Here is a 21,217-nt window from a genome sequence, read left to right on the forward strand (position 1 = left end):
GGCGGGTCGTGACCGCCGCCCGAGCCGAGCCCCCAGCCGTGACCGGTGCGCGGCGGCTGCGGCGCTGGGATCTCGCCGCCGTGGCCGTGATGGTGTCCGGCGCGCTGACCGTGGTCTGGAACCTGTGCCGCGACGTCTCCGGCACGATGAACGTCAACTACGCCGACCAGCACCAGTTCGAGTTCTTCCTCGCCCACGGCGCCGCCGTCGTACGCGAGGGCCGCAATCCGTTCCACACCACGGCGATGAACTTCCCCGACGGTGTGAACACCATGGCCAACACCTCGGTGCTCGGCCTGTCCCTGCCGCTGTCGCCGCTGACCATGACGATCGGTCCGCACGCCACGTTCCTGGTCCTGCTCGGTCTCGTGTTCGTGCTCACCGGCCTCGCCTGGTACGCGCTGCTGTCCCGGACCGTGGTCGCCTCCCCGGTCGCGGCGCTGGTCGGGGCGGCCTGGTGCGCGTTCGCCCCGGGCATGGTGTCGCACGGCAACGCCCATCCGAACCTGGTCGGGCAGTTCCTCGTACCCCTCATCGTCTGGCAGGTGATCCGGGCCGCGCGACGGCGGCGCCCCTGGCGCGACGGCGCGGTCCTGGCGCTGCTCGTGGTCTGGCAGGCGTTCATCAACGAGGAGATCCTGCTTTTCACCGCGGTCGGGCTCGCCGTCTTCACGGGCCTGGCCGCCGCCGTACGCCCGGACCTGCGCCGCCGGGCCCGGCCGCTCATCGCCGCGCTGGCCGTGACCGCGCTGCTGGCCGGTGCGGCGCTGGCCTACCCGCTGTGGTGGCAGTTCGCCGGGCCGCAGGCCTACCACGGCCTGGGCGCGCACATCCCGACCTACGGCAACGATCTCGCGTCGCTGCTCACCTACTCCACTCAGTCGCTGGCCAGCGCGGTGCTGCCCGAGCACCTGGCGACTCCGGCGCCCGCGCCCAACCAGACCGAGGAGACGGCCTACTTCGGGCCGCCGCTGGTGCTGCTGCTGGCCGGGCTGGTGTGGTGGCTACGGCGGGACCGGACCGTGCTCGTGCTGGCCGCGGTCACGGTCCTGTTCGGGGTGCTGTCCTGCGGCACCGCGATCAGCTGGTGGGGTCGGCCGCTGCTGGCCGGGCCGTGGCAGGCCGCGTCCCGGCTGCCCATCCTGGACTCGGTCGTGCCCGCGCGCTTGGCGCTGGTCAGCATCGCGGTAGCCGGGGTGCTGCTGGCGCTGGGGGCCGACCGGGCCCGGCGGGTCGCACCGCGCCCGGCGGCGGTCGCGCTGGGGGTCGCGTACGCCGTGGCGCTGCTGCCCACGGTGCCCACCCCGCTGGCCGCCGTGCCCCGCCACCGGACACCCGCGGTGCTGGTCAACGGCGTCCTCGACGCGTACGTCACCCCGGGACACGCGATCATGTTCATCCCGCCGACCCGGGTCACCGTGCCCGAGCCCATGGGCTGGCTCGCCGAGGGCGGCCTGCGGTACGCCATGACCGGCGGATACTTCCTCGGCCCCGGCGGTGACCGGGGCCGGGGCGTGTCCGCCCCGCCCGGCAGGTTCTTCGACACCTGGCTGTACGACATCCGCCGCACCGGCTACGTTCCGCCGATCACCGCGCAGCAGCGGGCGCTGGCCGTGGCCGACCTGCGGCACTGGCGAGTCGACGCCCTGGTCATGGGCCCCACCCGCCGCTCCGGCCGCCTCCGCGGCGCCGTCACCCGCCTGCTCGGCGTGACCCCCCAGTACTCCGGCGCCGAAGACTGGGTCTGGAACGTCCGCCCCCTCCTCTGGGGCCACTCGCACGCCCCCCTCCCGTAGCGATTCGGGCTGCGGTTTCGGGGAAAGTGCCGGAATCCGAGCCGAGATTCGTGCACTTTCCCCGAAACCGCAGCCTGAAGACGGCCCGCCGGCGCCTGGCGGGACGTCTCACAGCCCGGAGGGCTGTCAGCGGGCGGCGAGTTCAGGCTGCTCCGACGGGTTGGGCTCGACCGGGGCGACCGGCGGGGAACCGGCGTCACGCCAGGCCTGGCACACCGCGTCGGCGGCGGCCTTGCCCTGCGCCGCGTCCAGGCCGGGCGCGCTGACCGAGCAGTCGCCGTTCGCGACGGTCAGCGTCAGCACGCCGCCGCCGGTCAGCGGCAGGGTGAGCGAGCCGTCGGCCTGCCAGCCCAGGTCCATCGGCAGCTCCGCCAGCGACACCCCGCCGGGCAGCGCACCGGCCACCGCGTCGACCGCGCTGCCCAGCGGGAAGCCGGTCGGCAGCTGGGTGCCGGCGTTCGGGTCGACCAGCTGCGGCGACGGCGAGGGCTGCGCCAGCGGCTGCGTTGTCGGGGCCTGTGTCGGCCGGGCCGCCAGGGCCACCGCACCGGCCAGCAGCGGCACCGCCACCAGCGCGCCGATCGCGGTGAAGCGGCGGTTGCGGCGGCGGATGCCGCGCTGCTCGATGTCGGCGCTGCCGCCGGGCAGGTCGGGTTCGTCGGCGACGAGCGCGGCCAGGGCGGCCCGCACCTCGTCCTCGTTCTCTGTCACGCGGGTTCTCCTTCCAGGGCGCCGGAGTGTGCCAGCGCCGTGCGTAGGTGCACCAGGCCGCGGGAGGCCTGGCTCTTGACGTTGCCTTCGCTGCAGCCCAGCGCGGCGGCGGTCTGCTCGACCGACAGGTCCTCCCAGTAGCGCAGGACCACGACCGCGCGCTGCGACGGGTGCAGTCGCGCCAGCGCCCGCAGCAGTACGTCGCGGGTGCCGTCGTCGGCCGGCCCGGCCACGGCGGTCTCCGGCAGGTCGGCGACGGCGACCTCGCGCCGCCAGCTCCGCCGGTGCGTGGCCAGGTAGCCGTTGACGAGCATGCGGCGCACGTACGGGTCGACGTCGCCCCCGGCGCGGACCCGCCGCCAGCGCACGAACAGTCCGGCCAGCGCGTCCTGCACCAGGTCGTCGGCGAGATGCCAGTCCCCGCACAGCAGGTACGCGGTGCGGCGCAGGGCGGCCCGCCGGTCGGCGGCGTACTCGCGGAATCCCGTATCGGTCATGCGGTCTCCCGCCCGACCCGTTCATGGCACATGCTCATGCCTCCTCCATGCACCCGACACCCGTCCGGGTTGCACGCCCTCTCAAGCTGCCGGGCAATCGGGCGAATCCTGGTCACATCCGTGCCCGATTGCCCGGCAACTCGCCGGCCGCGGCGGCGGGTGGGTGGGTGGTGGTGGTCCAGTGGGACCACATCCGCACGAACAGGTGGTAGGCGGCGTCGGTCTGGGCGGGGTCGGCACCGGCGAGCAGCTCCAGGAGCAGGCCCCGGCTGGTGGCGATGCCCAGCAGCAGGGCCTCGCGGTCCAGTGGCAGGCCGAGTCGGCGCGCGGTCGCCTCAGCCTGGTCGAGCCAGGGCCGGGTGAGGCCGTCCAGGAAGGACTCCGTGCCGGGGGTGCCGTGTACGGCCACGCCGACGACCTCGAAGAACAGGCGCACGAACGGGCGCAGGGCCGGGTCGGAGACCTGCCGCCACAGGGCGAGCATCAGCGCTGCGGCGGCCTCGGGGCCGGTCGCGGGCTGTCCGGCGGTGCGGGCGAGCTGGTCGGGCAGGTCGGCGAGCAGGTCCCGCTGCCGCTGCTCGATCAGGGCGACGATCGCCCCGAGCATGCCTTCGCGGGAGCCGAAGTGGTAGATGAGCATCCGGTGGCTGGTGCCGACCCCGGCGGCGATCTCCCGCAGGCTCCGGCCTGTGATCCCCTCGGCTGCGGCGTACGCGATCACTCGGTCCAGCATCTCGCGGGTGCTGGGGTTGTCCGTAGGCATGTACCAGATGGTACATTGGCGTTATGAGATGGGAGAACGCACTCGTCATCGACGCGCCGGTCGAGGCCGTCTGGGCGCTGACCCTCGACGTCGAACGCTGGCCCGACACCACCCCGACCGTCACCCGCGTGGTCCGCCTCGACGACGGCCCGCTGCGCGTCGGCAGCCGCGCCCGCATCAAGCAGCCAGCACAGTCGGAGGCGGTGTGGACGGTCACCCGGCTGACCGAGCACCGCGAGTTCACCTGGCAGACCCGTCGGCTCGGCCTGACCATGACCGGCTCCCACCTGCTCGAACCCGTCGGCGACGGCTGCCGCAACACGCTGTCCGTGGAGGTCGCGGGGCTGGCCGCCGGCGTGTTCGGGCTGCTGTTCGGCGCGCTGATCCGCCGTTCGATCACGCTGGAGAACGCGGGCTTCCGGCAGGCGGCAACGTCAGTCGAGAAAGGACGGAGCTGATCACCGGTCCGGGTGCCTGCGCTGTGCCGGGGCCGAGCGACGGCACTAAAATGGCGGGCGATACGACCGAACGCAGAGTCAGGCCGCGAGCATGGACGCCAGCGCACTACCGCCGAACATCGCCGCCGCCTGGGGTCTGCGCGAACGTCCGGGCAAGGGGCCCCGGCCGGCGCTCAGCCTGGACCTGGTCGTAGCCGCGGCCATCCGGGTGGCCAGGGCCGACGGCATCGGCGCGGTGTCGATGAGCCGGGTCGCCACGGAGGCGGGCGTGTCGACCATGGCCCTCTACCGGTACGTGCGCGCCAAGAACGAACTGCTGGAGCTGATGGTCGACGCGGCCGTCGGCTCCCCGCCGCAGCACGACCCCGAGCTGGACTGGCGGGCCGGGCTGGCCCGCTGGGCCTGGGCCGTGCGCGCGAGCTTCCAGCGCAATCCGTGGATGCTGCGGGTGCCGATCAGCGGGCCGCCGGCCACGCCGAACCAGCTGGCCTGGCTGGACGCCGGGCTGCGGTACCTGACCGGCACCGGGCTCACCCCGGCCCAGCAGATGTCGGTGATCCTGCTGCTGAGCGGATACGTGCGCAACGAGGCGTCGCTGGGGGCGGATCTGCAGGCCGGGCCGCTCGGCGCGGCCGGGACCGCGGCCGAGGACCCGATGGCCGAGTACGGCCGCATGCTGCGGCTGCTGGTCGACCCGGCCCGCTTCCCCTCGCTGAGCCAGGTCGTCGCGAGCGGGGTGCTGGACCGGGCCGACGGCCCCGACGACGAGTTCGTCTTCGGGCTCGACCGCATCCTGGACGGCATCGCCGTGCTCACCGCGGCCCGGCGCTGACCGGCCCGGCCGACTGGCGGTACCGCGGAGCCCGGGGCTCCGCGGTACCGGCTTGAGCTGCTCGGGTCAGAGCCGCAGCTCGGTCCAGGTGACGCCGTCGGTGGAGTGCAGGACGGTCAGCCGGTCGGGGTCGTCGCCGGTCCAGCGCAGGTAGCGCTTCCCCGCCCTGCCCATGTACAGGGCTCCGCTCGTCTCCGCGAACGACGTGCCCGTGGCGGTCACCGCGTACTGCTTCTGCTGCTCGCTGTCGAACAGCAGCAGGCCGCCGTCGAAGCGGAGCACCGCGTCGAGGCCGTGGTCGGTCCGGCGGGGGGCCAGCCGCACCTGCAGCTGCCGCCAGTGCCGGCCGTAGTCGGTGCTGCGCCACACCAGTCCGTGCGCGTCGTCGACGGCGTACAGGATGTCGCCCTGTGCGGTCCTGATGGGGTCACCGCCGCGGTAGGGGCGGGCGCCCAGGTCGCCGGGCAGCGGCACCAGCTGCCAGCTGCGGCCGCGGTTCCGGCTGTGCCACAGCACGGTCCCGTGGTCGTCACCGCCGTACATCCAGAGGCCGCCGTCAGCGGAGACGCGTACATCGGTCTCGCCGAACCGCGCCTTCGTGGCGGGCGGCGTGGCCAGGCGCGCGGCCGTGCCGTCGGGGCTCAGCACGGTGAGCTGGACCTCGGTGCCGCCGTAGTCGCTGATCCACGCGAGGCCGCCCGGTGGAACCTGGGCGATCGTCCCCTTCGGCGCGGCGGGGGGCTGCGACCAGCTGAGCCCCGCGTCGTCGGTGAACCAGCGGTTCCGGCCGTCGTAGCTGTCCAGCGCCACCCTCCGCGCGTCCAGCACGTGCAGGGCGACCGGCGGCCCCTGGCCGCCCACCCGGTAGGTCATGCCCGGCACCGGATGAGCGGTCCAGGTCGTGCCGCCGTCCGCGGTAGTGGCCAGGAGCCCCTGGCAGACATGGTCCGGACAGGACTCGGCGATGGCGAAGCCGTGCTCGGGGTCTGGGAACTCCACCTGCAGCGGCAGCGTGATCAGGCGTATCGCGGCGGTCGGGCTCGGCGCGGCCGGGGCGGGCGGTGCCACCGGACGCGACACGATCAGCCCGGCAGCCGTGGCGGCGATGGCGGTCACCCCCAGCGCGGCCAGGGCCGCGGTCCGGGTGCGGCGTCGCCGCTGCCGGTGTATGCGGGCCAGCATGGCGTCCGAACCCGACCCCGGCAGGGCGCCGAGCCGGTCGACCTCCTCCCGCAGCACCTGCTCAAGATCCTGCACGGGTACCACCTCCCACTGGCTGGACGGCGAGCTGCCCGCGCAGCGCGGCCAGGCCGCGGGCGCGCAGCGAACGGACCGTCGCTGGTCTGCGGCTCAGCATGGCCGCCATCTGGTCGTCGGACAGGTCGTCCAGGAAGCCGAGCACCAGCACCGCGCGCTGGTCGCGCGGCAGCGACGCCAGCGCCCGGCGCAGCTGGTCGCGCAGGTCGACCGTCGCGTACGAATCGGGCCCGGCCCGGTCCACGTCGAGCGGCACCAGCTGCGGCCGGTTGCGCCGCAGCCGCCAGGCGCTGAGGTACGTGTTGAGCATCGCCGTCCTGGCGTACGCCGTCGGATTGCCGTCGCGATGCACCCGCCGCCACGCCCCCGCCACCTTCACCAGCGTGTCCTGGATCAGGTCGTCGCCCGCTGCCGCCGAGCCCGTCAGGGCATAGGCGTAGCGGCGGAGCGTGGGCAGCGTGGCGCGTACGAACTCGTCGAACGAATGATCTGGCACCGATCGCCACCTCCCACCATCGAGTACGCGGAACGCCCCGGTTCTGTTGCAGCGGGCGGGAGATGATCGCCTTGCCTAAGATCGGGCCCCATGCACCCCTTCCGCAACCTCGAACTGCCCGGCTTCCGCTCCGTCGACCAGGACGTGTGGGTCGACGACGCCGGCGTCGTCGTCCGGGCCGTCCGGTTCGACCTCGTACCTGACCTGCCCGCCGCCCTCACCGACCGCCCCGCGCTGCGGCGCGGGATGACCGCGATGGCCGCGCAGCAGGGCGGCACGCTGATCGACGCGGACATCGTCGGCGTCGGCGGCCAGCCCGCCCTGCGCCAGCTGGTCAAGGTGCCGCTGCCGGACCAGCCGCACGGCGAGGCGTTCCTGGGCAGCTTCACCGTGCCCAAGGCGGCGGCCAGCGCCGTGCTGCTGGTGCAGGCGGCCGAGCGCGGGATGACCGGCATCCGCGAGGCGGTGATCCTCGGCGAGGTCGGCCCGCAGGACTACTTCCAGCCGCACCCGTACGCGCCCGAGGTGGCGCTGCGGCTGCCCTTCCACGTCGCCGACGACGAGAGGTACGACGAGCGCTTCCCGCTGCACCCGCTGACGCTGGTCCGGCGGCTGATGGCCCGGCTCGCCGAGCAGGTCACCCTCGAGCCGGGGTTCGCGGCGCTGCCGCCCTTCGCAGGTTGAGCCCGGCCTGGTCCCAGCGGCCGGGCCGGCCTGCGCGGCGTCACCGTCGGGTGGCGGGCTGCAGTTTCGGGGAAAGTGCGCGAATCTTGGGCCGCTTAGCTGCACTTTCCCCGAAACTGCAGCGATCATCGAGGCGACCGATCGCCCGACTCATAGGTATTTGCGTCGTTCGTCTGTGACACCCGCGCCGTTTCTTGACTGATTCCAGAAAAGGGTCCAGACTGCGAGACGTGGCCACGACCCTGGACTTCGAGCAGATGCTCCGCGGGGCCGCGCTACGAGTCACCCGGCCGCGGCTGGCGGTGCTGGGCGCGGTGTTCGCGCATCCGCACGCCGACACCGACGCGATCATCGGGGCGGTCCGTGCGGACCTGCCCGAGGTGTCCCACCAGGCCGTGTACGACTGCCTGCACGCGCTGACAGCCGCGGGCCTGGTCCGCCGCATCCAGCCGTCCGGTTCCACGGCCCGCTACGAGTCGCGGGTCGGGGACAACCACCACCACATGGTGTGCCGGTCGTGCGGGCTCATCGCCGACGTCGACTGCGCCGTCGGCGAGGCGCCCTGCCTCACCGCGTCCGACGACAGCGGTTTCGTCATCGACGAGGCCGAGGTCGTGTACTGGGGCCTGTGCCCCGCCTGTTCCACCGGCGGCGACGCCTGATCGCCTGGTCCGTCAAGTCACGGAAGGAAATGCATGTCCGAGAACCACGATGCCGTAGTCCACGACGCCGACGCGGGAGCCGAGTCCCGGTGCCCGGTCGCGCACGGACGCGCCCCTCACCCGACCCAGGGTGGCGGTAACCGCGGCTGGTGGCCGAACCAGCTCAATCTGAAGATCCTCGCGAAGAATCCCGCCGTGGCCAACCCGCTCGGCGAGCAGTTCGATTACGCCAAGGCGTTCCAGGGCCTCGACCTCGCGGCCGTCAAGCGCGACATCGCCGAGGTGCTCACGACGTCGCAGGACTTCTGGCCCGCGGACTACGGCCACTACGGCCCGTTCATGATCCGGATGGCGTGGCACAGCGCCGGTACGTACCGCATCAGCGACGGTCGTGGTGGTGGCGGTGCCGGGCAGCAGCGCTTCGCGCCGCTGAACAGCTGGCCGGACAACGGCAACCTGGACAAGGCGCGCCGCCTGCTGTGGCCGGTGAAGAAGAAGTACGGCCAGGCCATCTCCTGGGCCGACCTGATGATCCTGGCCGGCAACGTGGCGCTGGAGTCGATGGGCTTCAAGACCTTCGGCTTCGCCGGCGGCCGCCCCGACGTCTGGGAGCCCGACCAGGACGTGTACTGGGGCCCGGAGACCACCTGGCTGGGCGACGCGCGCTACACCGGCGACCGCGAGCTGGAGAACCCGCTGGCCGCGGTGCAGATGGGCCTGATCTACGTCAACCCGGAGGGCCCGAACGGCAACCCGGACCCGCTGGCGGCGGCCCGCGACATCCGCGAGACGTTCGGCCGGATGGCGATGAACGACGAGGAGACCGTCGCGCTGATCGCCGGTGGCCACACCTTCGGCAAGACCCACGGCGCGGGCACGACCGACCACGTCGGCCCGGAGCCGGAGGGCGCCGCGCTGGAGGAGCAGGGCCTGGGCTGGCGGAACAGCTTCGGCACCGGCAAGGGCGGCGACACGATCACCAGCGGCCTCGAGGGCGCCTGGACGGACACGCCGACCGCGTGGGACAACAGCTTCTTCAAGATCCTTTTCGGGTACGAGTGGGAGCTGTCCAAGAGCCCCGCCGGCGCCCACCAGTGGAAGCCGAAGGACGGCGCGGGCGCCGGCACCGTGCCCGACGCGCACGACGCGGCCAGGAGCCACGCCCCGACGATGCTCACCACCGACCTGGCGCTGCGCTTCGACCCGGTCTACGAGCAGATCTCGCGCCGGTTCCTGGCCGACCAGGACGCGTTCGCCGACGCGTTCGCCCGCGCGTGGTTCAAGCTGACCCACCGCGACATGGGCCCGATCGCCCGCTACCTGGGCCCCGAGGTCCCGGCCGAGGTGCTGATCTGGCAGGACCCGGTCCCGGCCGTCGACCACGAGCTGATCGACGCCGCCGACGTGGCCGCGCTGAAGGCGCAGCTGCTCGCGACGGGCCTGTCGGTGTCCGACCTGGTCTCGACCGCGTGGGCGTCGGCGTCGACGTTCCGCGGCAGCGACAAGCGCGGCGGCGCCAACGGTGCCCGCATCCGGCTGGAGCCGCAGCGCGGCTGGGAGGTCAACAACCCCGACGAGCTGCCCCGCGTGCTGCACTCGCTGGAGAAGGTCCAGGAGTCGTTCAACGCGGCGCAGACCGGCGGCAAGAAGGTGTCGCTGGCCGACCTGATCGTGCTCGGCGGCGTCGTGGCGGTCGAGCAGGCCGCCAAGGCGGCCGGGTACGCGGTGGAGGTGCCGTTCACCCCGGGCCGCACCGACGCGTCGCAGGAGCAGACCGACGCGGAGTCGTTCGCGCCCCTGGAGCCGACGGCCGACGGGTTCCGCAACCACCTGGGCAAGGGCCACCGCCTGCCGGCCGAGTTCCTGCTGGTCGACAAGGCGAACCTGCTGAACCTGAGCGCGCCGGAGATGACCGTGCTCGTCGGCGGCCTGCGCGTGCTGGGCGCCAACGCCAAGCAGTCGACCGTGGGCGTGCTCACCGACAAGCCGGGCACGCTGACCAACGACTTCTTCGCCAACCTGCTGGACCTGGGCACGACGTGGCGGGCGACCTCCGCCGACGCCGAGGCGTTCGAGGCCGTCGACGCGGCCACCGGCCAGGTCAAGTGGGTGGGCAGCCGGGTGGACCTGCTCTTCGGCTCCAACTCGGAGCTGCGCGCGCTGGCCGAGGTCTACGCCAGCGACGACGCGAAGGAGAAGTTCGTCCGCGACTTCGCCGCCGCGTTCGGCAAGGTCATGAACCTGGACCGGTTCGACCTGAACTGAGCCGGAGCTCGATCGACGGTGCCCGTCGCTGACCTGCGGTCGGCGGCGGGCACCGTCCGTGCGGTCACCGCTGGGCGGTGCGCAGGATCTGCCGTGCCTGCTTGTGCTTTCCGGCTCGGTGGGCCGCTAGCAGCTCGGCGAACCGGTCCCCGGCCAGCACGGGGACCCGCAGCTCCGCCGCCTTGTCTGCCTTGGACCCGGCGCCGTCGCCGACCACGACCAGGTCGGTCTTCTTCGACACCGACCCGGCCGACCTGCCGCCGAGGACCTCGACCGCCTCGTTGCCCTCGGTGCGGCTCAGCCCGGGGACCGAACCGGTGACGACCACCGTCATCGGCGTGCCGTCGCGGCGCAGCAGCGGAAGCGTCGCCGCGCTCGGCGTCTCGGTGGTGTCCAGGGCCGGGCTGCCCGGCTCGACCATGCCCACCCCGTATGCCGCGAGGCGGTCGATGACGGGGGCCAGTTCGGCCAGCTCGGCGACGATGACCTGGGCGCGGGCGGCGCCGATGCCCTCGACCAGCTCCCACTCGGCGACGGTGGCGGCCCGGATCGCGTCCATGGTGCCGAAGTGCCGGGCGATGCGCCGCGACAGCGAGCGCCCGGTCATCCGCACCCCGAGGGCCGTCAGCACCCGGGACAGCGGCTTGAGCTTGGACGCCGTGATGTTGGCGACCAGGTTCGCCGCCGACTGGGCGCCCATCCGGTCCAGCCGGGCCAGGGTCGGAGCGTCCAGCTCGTACAGGTCGGCGGGGTCGGTGACCAGGCCCGCGGCGATGAGGCTGTCGACGACCTTGTCGCCGAGCCCCTCGATGTCCATCGCGTCGCGCCCGGCGTAGTACAGCAGCGATTCGCGGGCGCCGCAGGCGCGGCCGCGCAGGCAGCGCCACCGCTTCTGGGAGCGGTCGATCTCGCCCTGGCAGCGGGGGCACACCGCCGGCGGCTCGAACGGCAGCGCGGTCTCGGGCCGCTCGTCGAGCTTCGCGCCGGTGATCTCCGGGATCACCTCGCCGGCCCGGCGCACGAACACCGTGTCGCCGACCCGGACGTCACGCAGCACCAGGTCGACGAAGTTGTGCAGGCTCGCCGACGCCACGATGACCCCGCCCACCTGGACCGGTTCCAGCACCGCGACCGGGGTGATCAGACCGGTGCGCCCCACCTGCACGTCGATGCGCAGCAGGGTGGTGGCGCGGGTGTCGGCCGGGAACTTGTAGGCGACGCTCCAGCGCGGCGCCCGGCTCGACTCGCCCGCCGCCTGCTGGTCGGCGGCGAAGTTGGCCTTGACGACCACCCCGTCGACGGCGAAGCCGAGCTGCCCGCGCCGGGCGCCGAGCGCGGCCACGTTGTCGACGACCTCGTCGATGCTGGTCCCGACGACCATCCCGGCCGACGACTGAGCCGTGGTGGCCACGCCCAGCCAGGCCAGGTATCCGATCAGCGTGGAGTGCGCGGCGGCGTGCTCGTCCGGCACGCCGACGGCCGTGTACGCCAGGAAGGACAGGGGCACGTCATACCCCCGGTTGATGGCGCGGATGGTGCCGGCGGCGGCCGAACGCGGGTGCGCGAACACGGGCTCGCCGTGGGCGAGGCGGATCTCGTTGGCGGTGGCGAAGTCGGCGTCGGTCATGAAGACCTCGCCGCGGATCTCGATCGTCACCGGCTCGGTCAGCCGCCGCGGCAGCCCGGCGACCAGCCTGGCCTGCGCGGTGACGTCCTCGCCGGTCCGCCCGTCGCCGCGGGTGGCGACCAGCGTCAGCAGCCCGTCGGTGTAGTGGGCGGCCACGGCCAGCCCGTCGATCTTCGGCTCGACCGTGTACTGCGCGACCCGCTGCCCGACGGCCTTGTGCAGCCGGGCGGCCCAGCCGCGCAGGCCGTCCTCGTCGAAGACGTTGTCGAGGCTGAGCATCGGCGTGCCGTGCGGGACGTCGCCGCCCGCGCCGGTGACGACCCGGGTGGGCGAGCTGGTGCTCTGCCAGGCCGGGTGGTGGTCCTCGGTCGCGGCGATGCGCGCGACGAGCGCGTCGTAGGTGGTGTCGTCGACCGTGACGTCACCGGCGTGGTAGGCGGTGGCCGCGCGCTGGGCGCGCGCGACGGCGGCCAGGTACTCGTCGTGGGTGTAGAACGGCTGGGCGTGGGCCGGGTCGATGACCGGTGCGGTAGCAGGCATGGGGTTCCCCTTCGTCCGTGCCCGGGATCAAGCTGCACCCAACATATCCGCAGGGTATGACACTTTTTCCGGGCCGGAACGAGCCTGCGGAGCAACATTCTCGGCTCAGTCGGGAATGGATCGCACGGTCGTGAAGACCTTCAGGAGCAGGGCGTGCAGGCGGGTCCGCTCGGCCGCGGTGAGCCCGGCCAGCAGCTGCCGGTCCACGTCGGCGGCCGCGCGCGTCAGCTCGGCGAGCAGCTCGCGCCCGGGTCCGGTGAGGTCGATGAGGACGCGGCGGCGGTCGGCGTCGTCGCGGGTGCGCGCGATGTGGCCGCCGTCGGCCAGCTGGTCGATCACCTTCGCCATGTCGCTTGGGTCCACCCCCAGCCGCGCGCACAGGTCGCGCTGGGCGTGCGGGCCGAAATCGGCGAGTGCGGCGAGCACGGCCATGTGCCACAGCCGCAGCCCGCGAGCGGCGAGCCGGTCGGCGATGCGGTTGCGCCCGGCCTTGCCGGTCAGCGACAGAAGGTAGCTGTCGATCGAGGTCAGGGTGGGCGGCGGGTCGCGCGGGTCCATGGTGCCGATTGTAGGGCACAACCTATAGTGGGTCTGCACCCACTATTTTTGGAGCGAGTCATGGACGCACTGCACCCCCGCCTGCTGGTCGCCGACTTTCCCGCCGCGTTCGGCTTCTACGAGGCGGTGCTGCCCGAGCTGGCGGGCGCGAAGCTCGCCGCGGGCGGGCCGGGCGGGCCGTACGCCAGCTGGGACGTCGACGGCCAGGGCCTGCTGTCGCTGTTCGACCGCCGGGGCATGGCCGCTGTCGTCGGCGGCGAACCCGGCGCGACCGGCCCGGTCATGCTGGTCTGCCGGGTGGGCGACGTCGACGCGGGCACGCGGCTGTGCCTCGCGCACGGCGCGACCCTCGTCGCGGCGCCGGCCGACCGGCCCGACTGGGGTCCGGGGCTGCGTACGGCGCACCTGCGCGACCCCGAGGGCGTGCTGATCGAGCTCCAGTCGTACTGAGGCCCGAGTCCGTGCCGGTCCCGGCTGCACCTCCGGGACCGGCACGGAGCGTCGGTCACCAGTAGGCGAACGTGGCCACCACGGGACAGGTCGATCTGTTCGGCCGTGGGCGCAGGATGGCACGGCCGGCCTGGCGGTGATCGCATCGTTGGACATCGTTGGACGCGGCGCCGGAGTGGAAAGTGTCGGGCGGCGCCGGTAGTTTCCACCGCGCCGCCGCAGCCGAACTCGGCCGGTGGAAACACCGACGAGGAGGTGGATTGCGGGTGAATGCTGCCCTGACACCGTTCGAGCAGCGCAGCGCCGCGCGGGTGGTCGCCCCGGCCCGGCCGCGCAAGCTGGCCAAGGTGCCGTTCGTGGAGCTGGCCGACGGCCGCCTGCAGGGAGTCGTGTCGAGCGGTTCGGACATCGAGCGGGTGTACGTCTCCTCGCTGTCCGCCGCCGACCACACGTTCCACTGCAGCACCAACAACAACCGCCCCTGCGGCGGCATCCGGCTCAGCGGCTGCAACCACCTGCGCGCCCTGGCCGACGAGGCGGTGCTGCAGTACGGCATCGACCGCGTCGCCCGCTACCTGCGCGCCGACCTGCCCGAGGGCGCGTCGACGGGCTGGGACGTGCTCGTGGCGGTCAAGGCCGGGCACGCGGTCACGCCGGGCGCCCCGGTGTTCGCGCGGTTCCTGCGGCACCTGGCGTACCTGGAGTTGTCCGCCTCCACCGAGCCGGTCACCGAGATGCACTGGTTCCCGGCGGGCGGGGCGGTGCGCTGATGCGGTTCGACCTGCTGGCCACGGCCCCGGAAGGCGTCGACGCGGCGTACGAGGTGGTCGCCGGCTTCGACGGGGCACTGGTGCCGGGCCTGCTGCGGCCCGGCGCGGAGCAGATCACGGCCCTGCACGCGCTGGCCGCCGCGGTGGCGGGCACCCCGCTGTCCGGCCGGGCCGCCGAGGCGGTGGAGAAGACCGTGGCCGGCTCGATATCCGACGAGCACCTGGCGGCGCTGGTCGCGGCCCGCTCGGCGCTGCTGGGCGCCTGCCACGACGAGCTGCTGTCCCGGCTGGACGATGCTTCGGGGCATACCCGGCCGGGGTGGTCCGGTGCGGCCGCGGCCGCGACCGGGGGCGAGAACCTGCTCGCCGCGGCCCGGTCCTGGCTGTCCGAACTGGCCGTCGCGGGCTGGCGCGGCCTCGACCACGACCTGGTGTCGCACGCCGACCAGCTGATCCAGGCGCTGCTGTCCGACCCGGTGCTGCGCCGCCTCGGGCTGCTGCTCGACGGCTTCGCCGGTGAGCTGCGCGCCTGCGCGCCGGGCGCGACCATGCCCCGGGTGCCGGTACGCCGCTGGGCCGACCTGTGGTCGCGGGCGGTGCTGCTGGCGCAGCCGGGCGCGCTCGCGCCGACACCCGGCGGCACCGTCTCCGGGCGGCTGCTGCCGCTCGGCGTCGACCTCCAGGAGCACCCGACCGCGGTGCAGGCGCAGGTGCACGCGGTGCTGGAGACCGCCGACGGGGCCCGGCTGGTGCGGGCGAGCGTGTCCGCGCCGAAGGTCGACACCCTGGTCGGCCCCGGCACCTGGCAGCTGCTGCGTGGGCACTGCTCGCTGCTGGCGGCGGTCACCGAGCAGCGGGCGATGGACCTGACCGACATGCCGGTCACGGCAGGCGGCGACCTGCTGTGGTCGAACTCCCACGCGGCGATGGGCGCACCGGCCGACGCCTTCGCCACCGCCCGGGTGCAGCTCGCGACCGCCGCCGCACCCGCCGTCGCGCCGCTGGAGCGGCACCCGGTCCGCATCGCCGAACCGGTCCTCATCGAGGGCTACACCGCTGCGGCCACCGACGACGGCGTCACCCTCGCCCTGGCCGGGCTGGAACTGGCCGTCGACATCGACCGGCTGCACAACGCCGGTCCGCTCACCCCCGAGCTGGTCGCGGCCTCGACCGCCTGCCTGGGTCTGCTGCGCTGGGACGGCCGCTGGAGCATCCAGCCGATCGCGGTCGAGGCGCCGGTCAAGCGCAAGACCGCCGCCGTGCACGCCGGGGCCTGGGCAGGCGGCGCCACCGACGCGGCGGGTGCCAAGGTCGAGGCGGCCGCCGCCGACGCGGTGAAGGTGCTGCGCGAACGCGCGGGAAGGCTGCTGCGGCGATGACCACCGACTCCGACCTCAACCGCCGCCAGGTCCTCTACTGGCGGCTCATCGCCCGGCTGTTCAGCCGCGAGGAGCAGGCCACCCTGGAGCAGGCCAGCCTGGCCGTCGTGGAGGATGCGGGCCTGCCCGCCGCCCTGCTCGACCCACAGGTGTCGGTCGACACCATCGTGCAGCGGTTTCCCGACCTGGCGACCGAGTTCGACGGGCTGATGAAGCCGGAGACCACGGACGGCGAGCGCGACGGCGCCGCCGAGGTGCGCCGGGCCGCGCTGGCGGCGAAGCTGCTGCTCAACGTGTTCGACACCGGCTCGGGCCAGGTGTCGGCGACCAAGCTGGCCCGCTGGCAGTCCGACGCGGGCTGGCTGGAACGGGCGCTCGGGCAGGAGCCCGGCAGCCTGCGCCGCCAGGGCGGCGGGCAGGACGGCGGGGGTATGGGCACCACCCTCGGCGAGCTGGAGGGTGACCTGGTGGGCCGGATGCAGCTGCGCGAGGTGCTGGCCGATCCGAAGCTCGCCGCGCAGCTCACCCCGAGCATGTCGCTGATCGAGCAGCTGCTGCGGGACAAGTCCAACCTGTCCGGGGTGGCGCTGGCCAACGCGAAGTCGCTGATCCGGCGGTTCGTCGACGAGGTCGCGGCGGTGCTGCGTACGCAGGTGGAGCGGACGGCGGTGGGGACGATCGACCGCAGCGTGCCGCCCAAGCGCGTGTTCCGCAACCTGGACCTCGACCGCACCATCTGGAAGAACCTGACCAACTGGAGCCCCGAGGACCAGAAGCTCTACGTCGACAAGCTGTTCTACCGGCACACCGCCAGCAGGACCACGCCGTCGCGGCTGATCGTGGTGGTGGACCAGTCCGGGTCGATGCTCGACTCAATGGTCAACTGCACCATCCTCGCCTCGATCTTCGCGGGGCTGCCGAAGGTCGACGTGCACCTGATCGCGTACGACACCAGGGCCATCGACCTGACCCCGTGGGTGCACGACCCGTTCGAGGTGCTGCTGCGCACCAAGCTCGGCGGCGGCAACGACGGCCCGATCGCGATGGCGATGGCCCGCCCGAAGATCTCCGAACCGCGCAACACGGCCATGGTCTGGATCTCGGACTTCTACGAGTTCGACCGGTCCCAGCCGCTGCTCGACGGGATCACCGCCGTGCACCGCTCCGGTGTCAAGTTCATCCCCGTCGGGTCGGTGACCAGCTCCGGCCAGGGCATCGTCAACCCCTGGTTCCGGCAGCGGTTCAAGGACCTCGGCACGCCGGTGATCTCCGGCCACATCAGCAAGCTCGTGTTCGAACTCAAGAACTTCCTGGCTTAGGAGAACCACCGATGTCTGACATGCTGCGCGCCCCCGCCGAGACGAAGTACGCCGAGGAGCTGGACTGGCTGGAGTCGATCGACACCGGCCCGAAGCCGTTCTCGTGGCGCCTGTCCCCGCGCATGGTGCGCCTGTTCATCCTCGGCTCCGAGCGCGCCGACGGCCTGGACCGCGAGGTCCCGCAGAAGTGGTTCGGCGACCGCAGCTTCGTCGAGCGGGCCATCGTGACGCTGGCCTCCGACCGGGGCCTGCTGCTCATCGGCGACCCGGGCACCGGCAAGAGCTGGCTGGCCGAGCTGCTGGCCGCCGCGATCTGCCGCAACTCGACCCTGGTCGTGCAGGGCACCGCGGGCACCACCGAGGACCACATCAAGTACTCGTGGAACGTGTCGGCGGTCATCGCCAACGGCCAGTCCCGCGCCTCGATGATCCCGTCGCCGATCATGACCGCGATGGAGCAGGGCGTCATCGGCCGGTTCGAGGAGCTGACCCGCTCGACCAGCGACGTCCAGGACGCCCTGATCTCGATCCTGTCCGAGAAGTACGTCTCCATCCCCGAGCTCGACGACGACAACATCGTCTTCGCCAAGCCCGGCTTCTCCATCATCGCCACCGCCAACAGCCGCGACCGGGGGGTCAACGACCTGAGCTCGGCGCTCAAGCGCCGGTTCAACTTCGTGCGCATCCCGGTGGTGACCAACAAGAAGAGCGAGGCCGAGATCGTCCGGTTCCGCACCGTGGAACTGCTGCGCCGCCACCAGATCGAGCTGGACGTGCCGCCGACGCTGCTCGACATCCTGCTGCAGAGCTTCGCCGACCTGCGTGCCGCCGCCGCGTCGGCGGGCAGCGACGACGAGAAGCTGGAGTCGGCCCTGTCGACCGCCGAGCAGATCGGCGTGCTGGAGGACGCGATCCTGCACAGCAACTTCTTCGGCGACCGGTCCCTGCAGCCGCAGACCCTGGCCGGGTCGCTGGTCGGCTCGCTGGCCCGGCGCACCCCCGAGGACCTGGCCATCCTCAACAAGTACTGGCACGGCGTGGTCGAGCCGCGCAGCAAGGCCGAGGGCGGCCTGTGGCCGCAGTTCCTCGAAGGCGGCCGCGAAGCGATCAAGACCCTGTCGTGACCACCTTCGACGCGCTGCGCTCGCAGCTGCTCGACGCCGCCGCGGCGATGTCGGACACCCCGGACGCGCTGTCGGGGATCCTGTCCGGCATCGTCGACGACGTCGGCCGGGCCCTGGCCGAGCCGCTGGAGATCTTCCCCGTCTGCCACCACTCGCCCGCCTCGGCGGTCGCGATGGCCCGGCGGCTGCGCGAGAAGCAGCCCAAGGTCATCTACCTGGAGCTGTGCGAGGACATGACGCCGCTGCTCACCGAGCTGCGCAACTGCAAGCTGCCGGTGGCGGTGCAGGCGTTCGCGTCCGAACTGGACGGCTTCCCGCAGGACTGGGCACCGCTGTCGGTGGTCGCGCCGGTCACCGAGGCGTCGGCCGAATACCAGGCCATCGCGTACGCGCTGGACACGCCCGGGGTCGAGCTGGTGCTCGTCGACCGGTCCACCGACCACGTGTTCCAGTGGCAGCCGCGCAAGGACAAGGCGGCTGCCGAACCGGCCGCCGCACCTGCGGAAGGCGAGCCGGTCGAGGGTGCCGAGCTGCACGGCGACGCCGTCGGCGTGGAGATCGGCGACCTGCGGCCGCGCTTCGCCGAGCTGGAGCAGCACCTGCTGCACCACGGCAAGGTGCGGCACTGGTCGGAGTGGTGGGACCAGTACGTCGAGCAGCCGCTGGGCGACGCCGACTATGACACGTACCGGCAGGTCATGGTCCTGGTCGGCAGCCTGTTCCGGCGGCTGGCGCCCGGCGCGCACGACCGCGTCGCCTCCGACGAGGAGCGCGAGCGCTACATGTGGACCCGGATGCGGCAGCACCTGGCCGCCTCCGGCGCCGACAGCGGCGACTGCCTGTACGTCTGCGGCGCCTTCCACGCCGCCAGCCACGTGGCCGAGTTCGGGCTGCACGGCGACGACTCGTACGAGATCAGCCCCCGCACCGCCACCAAGTGGCACCACGGCCTCATCCCGTCCAGCCACTCGGCGATCGAGGCGCAGTTCGGGCTGGCCTCGGGGTCGGTGTCGATCGCGGCGGCGGTGTTCGCCAAGTCGGTCACCCGCACCGGGGTGGTGCCGTACCGGCTGGAGGGGCAGCAGGGCGGCAGCGCGGCCGGGAAGAAGAAGGCCAGGGCGTCGGCCGTGGTGTCGGTGGAGTCGCAGCAGGTCGCCGACCGGCTGTCGGGGTTCCTGGCCCGGCCGCCCGTGCTGGACGCGCTCGACGAGGACGAGCTGCTCGGCTGGTCGGTCGAGATCGTGCGGCTGGCCCGGCGCAACGGCTACCTGTCCAGCACCGCCGACGCGATCGCCGTGTTCGAGACGTCGATCCTGCTGGCGGGCATGCGCGGGCGGGCCCGGCCAACGCCGTACGACTTCCAGGACGCCGCCGTCACCTGCATCGAGAAGGACAGCGTGCCCGGCCGGCGCGACGTCCGGCGGCTGTGCGAGATCATGCTCGGCGGCGACCGGATCGGCCAGGTCGGCTACGACTCGCTGCCGCCGCTGGCCCGCGACGTGCACGACCGCCTCGCCCCGCTGAACCTCAAGCTGGAGCAGCGCGGCGTGCAGCGGGCGCTGCTCGACATCGCCGGTGACCCGGCCCTGGCCCGGTGCTCCGATCTGCTGTGGATCCTGCGCTACCTGCTGCCGCGCAGCGCCGTACGCCCGATCATGGGGGAGCGGCGGCTGGGGGAGAAGCCGATCCAGGAGTCGTGGGACCTCGCCCTCGGCACCCACCAGCGCGAACTGATCGAGCTCGGCTACGAGGGCATCACCGTCGAGCAGGTGCTGGAGCAGCGGCTGCGGCGCGCCGTGTACGGGCCGCAGGCCACCGCCGCGGTCGCCCTCGGCGCGGTCGAGGACGCCACGCTGTACCTGCGCAGCCGCCGCTTCGCCGACGAGCTCGGCTCGCGGGCCGTCGACCTGCTCGCCGCCGAGCGCACCGTCGACGACGCACCCGAGGTGCTGCGGCGGGCCCGGCGGCTGCTGGCCCACTACCGGGCCACCGAGCCGGTGCTGCCCGCCTGGCTGGAGTCGTTCGTCAAGGCCGGGTACGCGCACTACTGCACGCTGCTGCCCAACGCCTTCGTCGACGCCGAGTCCGGCACCCGGCAGGTCGCGGCGATGCTGGGCTTCCTGTTCAGCATGGAGAGCCTGGCCCTGTCGCTGGGCTGCGACCGGGCGCAGCTGGAGCTGGCGGTGGCGCAGTCGCACCCGACCACGCCCGCCAAGACCGCGCTGCTGTGGGCGGCCCAGCACCAGCTCGGCGTGCTCACCCGCGCGGAGCTGCGGGAACGGACCTCGCAGCTGCTCGACAACCCGCTGGTCCTGCCCGCGTACCCGCACTACCTGAGCGGGTTCGTGCAGGCGCTCGAACCGGTTCCGGCGCTGACCGGGTTCGTGGTCGAGGTGATCTCGCAGGCGTTCGCGCGGCTGCCCGACCCGATCCTGCTGCCGTGGCTGCCCACCCTGATCACCACGCTGCGCAAGGAGGGCGGCGACCACGTCGCCCTGCTGGCCCGCGAGGCCGGCCGCATGTTCCCCGGCAACCTCGCCACCCTGGACACCTGGACCCCGCCCTGGTCGGCGACGGTCCCGCCCACCGCTGCGGCACCGGCAGGCCCGACGGCCGCAGTCCCGGTCGCCACCCTGCTGACCAGCCGTCCAGACACGACAGACGCCCTCGCCGCCCTACTCGGCTGCGACGACCCCTGGACGGTGACCATCCCCACCGCCCCCGACAACTCCCTCCACGCCCTCCTCACCCGCCACCCCACCCCCGCCACCGCCCTGGCCCACACCATCGGCGCCCACTGACCCCACCCCCACCCCACCCCACCCGCCCACCTCTCGGTTGATCATGAACTTATGGCAGGGGTCGACGGTGTGCCGCCACCCTGGCGCCGTGATCACTGTCGGGTGGTGCGGGGTGGCCGACCGGGGAGCGACCGCAGGTGGCGATCTTGACGGAAGATCGCCGCCTGCGGCCAAAAAGCCCTGTTTAAGTGGGCGTTCTGACCGCAGGCAGTGATCTTCGCGGGGTGC

At 73.0% G+C, this 21,217-nt stretch carries 19 protein-coding genes; 12 read left to right on the top strand and 7 right to left on the bottom strand.

The annotated features are described in order from the left end of the window. The first annotated feature begins 8 nt into the window (after window positions 1-8). Entirely contained in the window at window positions 9-1,796 is a 1,788-nt protein-coding gene (locus QEZ54_RS16485; protein WP_281305492.1) for a DUF6541 family protein, read from the top strand. Between the two features lie 126 nt (window positions 1,797-1,922). Here QEZ54_RS16485 and QEZ54_RS16490 read toward each other — a convergent pair whose 3' ends face one another. The 3 genes from QEZ54_RS16490 to QEZ54_RS16500 form a co-directional block, all read right to left on the bottom strand. Then, window positions 1,923-2,507, bottom strand: coding sequence for a hypothetical protein (locus tag QEZ54_RS16490; RefSeq protein ID WP_281305493.1), 585 nt, complete (start codon window positions 2,505-2,507; stop codon window positions 1,923-1,925). Continuing rightward, a complete protein-coding gene (locus QEZ54_RS16495; RefSeq protein WP_281305494.1) occupies window positions 2,504-3,004 on the bottom strand; it encodes a SigE family RNA polymerase sigma factor in 501 nt (166 codons plus the stop codon). The genes QEZ54_RS16490 and QEZ54_RS16495 overlap by 4 nt, the downstream gene beginning before the upstream one ends. Before the next feature lie 112 nt (window positions 3,005-3,116). After that, window positions 3,117-3,767 carry a TetR/AcrR family transcriptional regulator gene (locus tag QEZ54_RS16500; protein WP_281305495.1) on the bottom strand — a complete coding sequence of 217 codons (651 nt, stop codon included), beginning with the start codon at window positions 3,765-3,767 and terminating at the stop codon, window positions 3,117-3,119. Between the two features lie 23 nt (window positions 3,768-3,790). On the opposite strand from QEZ54_RS16500, the gene QEZ54_RS16505 reads away from it, so the two are divergent. Both QEZ54_RS16505 and QEZ54_RS16510 read left to right on the top strand, forming a co-directional pair. Then, the gene (locus tag QEZ54_RS16505; RefSeq protein WP_281305496.1) at window positions 3,791-4,225 is read left to right on the top strand and encodes an SRPBCC family protein; all 435 of its coding nucleotides are present in this window, start codon (window positions 3,791-3,793) and stop codon (window positions 4,223-4,225) included. A gap of 91 nt (window positions 4,226-4,316) precedes the next feature. Next, window positions 4,317-5,057 (top strand): TetR/AcrR family transcriptional regulator, encoded by a 741-nt coding sequence (locus tag QEZ54_RS16510; protein ID WP_281305497.1) that lies wholly within the window; start codon window positions 4,317-4,319, stop codon window positions 5,055-5,057. Between the two features lie 66 nt (window positions 5,058-5,123). Here QEZ54_RS16510 and QEZ54_RS16515 read toward each other — a convergent pair whose 3' ends face one another. Then, window positions 5,124-6,314, bottom strand: coding sequence for a hypothetical protein (locus QEZ54_RS16515; RefSeq protein ID WP_281305498.1), 1,191 nt, complete (start codon window positions 6,312-6,314; stop codon window positions 5,124-5,126). After that, complete coding sequence (locus QEZ54_RS16520; protein WP_281305499.1) at window positions 6,301-6,810, bottom strand: SigE family RNA polymerase sigma factor; 510 nt, start codon at window positions 6,808-6,810, stop codon at window positions 6,301-6,303. Before QEZ54_RS16520 ends, QEZ54_RS16515 begins: the two co-directional genes overlap by 14 nt. A gap of 90 nt (window positions 6,811-6,900) precedes the next feature. Here QEZ54_RS16520 and QEZ54_RS16525 point away from each other — a divergent pair, with 90 nt between their 5' ends. From QEZ54_RS16525 to katG, 3 genes are all read left to right on the top strand, one after another. Beyond that, window positions 6,901-7,494 (top strand): hypothetical protein, encoded by a 594-nt coding sequence (locus QEZ54_RS16525; protein WP_281305500.1) that lies wholly within the window; start codon window positions 6,901-6,903, stop codon window positions 7,492-7,494. 257 nt (window positions 7,495-7,751) lie between these two features. After that, window positions 7,752-8,156 carry a Fur family transcriptional regulator gene (locus QEZ54_RS16530; protein ID WP_281305677.1) on the top strand — a complete coding sequence of 135 codons (405 nt, stop codon included), beginning with the start codon at window positions 7,752-7,754 and terminating at the stop codon, window positions 8,154-8,156. A 33-nt stretch (window positions 8,157-8,189) separates the two neighbouring features. Continuing rightward, window positions 8,190-10,421 carry a catalase/peroxidase HPI gene (katG, locus tag QEZ54_RS16535; RefSeq protein WP_281305501.1) on the top strand — a complete coding sequence of 744 codons (2,232 nt, stop codon included), beginning with the start codon at window positions 8,190-8,192 and terminating at the stop codon, window positions 10,419-10,421. Between the two features lie 64 nt (window positions 10,422-10,485). Here the strand turns inward: katG and ligA are convergent, their stop codons facing one another. Together ligA and QEZ54_RS16545 are read right to left on the bottom strand one after the other, a co-directional pair. Continuing rightward, entirely contained in the window at window positions 10,486-12,588 is a 2,103-nt protein-coding gene (ligA, locus tag QEZ54_RS16540) for an NAD-dependent DNA ligase LigA (protein WP_281305502.1), read from the bottom strand. Window positions 12,589-12,693: 105 nt separating this feature from the next. Beyond that, the gene (locus QEZ54_RS16545) at window positions 12,694-13,146 is read right to left on the bottom strand and encodes a MarR family winged helix-turn-helix transcriptional regulator (RefSeq protein WP_281305503.1); all 453 of its coding nucleotides are present in this window, start codon (window positions 13,144-13,146) and stop codon (window positions 12,694-12,696) included. Window positions 13,147-13,206: 60 nt separating this feature from the next. Between QEZ54_RS16545 and QEZ54_RS16550 the strand changes: the two genes are divergently transcribed. The 6 genes from QEZ54_RS16550 to QEZ54_RS16575 all read left to right on the top strand — a co-directional run bounded on the left by QEZ54_RS16550 (window position 13,207) and on the right by QEZ54_RS16575 (window position 20,989). Beyond that, window positions 13,207-13,596, top strand: coding sequence for a VOC family protein (locus QEZ54_RS16550; RefSeq protein WP_281305504.1), 390 nt, complete (start codon window positions 13,207-13,209; stop codon window positions 13,594-13,596). Between the two features lie 266 nt (window positions 13,597-13,862). Continuing rightward, the gene (locus QEZ54_RS16555; protein ID WP_281305505.1) at window positions 13,863-14,366 is read left to right on the top strand and encodes a hypothetical protein; all 504 of its coding nucleotides are present in this window, start codon (window positions 13,863-13,865) and stop codon (window positions 14,364-14,366) included. Then, window positions 14,366-15,745, top strand: coding sequence for a hypothetical protein (locus tag QEZ54_RS16560; RefSeq protein WP_281305506.1), 1,380 nt, complete (start codon window positions 14,366-14,368; stop codon window positions 15,743-15,745). The genes QEZ54_RS16555 and QEZ54_RS16560 overlap by 1 nt, the downstream gene beginning before the upstream one ends. Continuing rightward, window positions 15,742-17,064, top strand: a complete 1,323-nt coding sequence (locus QEZ54_RS16565) for a VWA domain-containing protein (protein ID WP_281305507.1) — start codon at window positions 15,742-15,744, stop codon at window positions 17,062-17,064. Before QEZ54_RS16560 ends, QEZ54_RS16565 begins: the two co-directional genes overlap by 4 nt. 11 nt (window positions 17,065-17,075) lie before the next feature. After that, window positions 17,076-18,188 carry an AAA family ATPase gene (locus QEZ54_RS16570; RefSeq protein WP_281305508.1) on the top strand — a complete coding sequence of 371 codons (1,113 nt, stop codon included), beginning with the start codon at window positions 17,076-17,078 and terminating at the stop codon, window positions 18,186-18,188. A gap of 47 nt (window positions 18,189-18,235) precedes the next feature. Beyond that, entirely contained in the window at window positions 18,236-20,989 is a 2,754-nt protein-coding gene (locus QEZ54_RS16575) for a DUF5682 family protein (RefSeq protein ID WP_281305678.1), read from the top strand. The last annotated feature ends 228 nt before the right edge of the window (window positions 20,990-21,217 follow it).

This window comes from Catellatospora sp. KI3, assembly GCF_029948125.1.
GTDB lineage: Bacteria > Actinomycetota > Actinomycetes > Mycobacteriales > Micromonosporaceae > Catellatospora.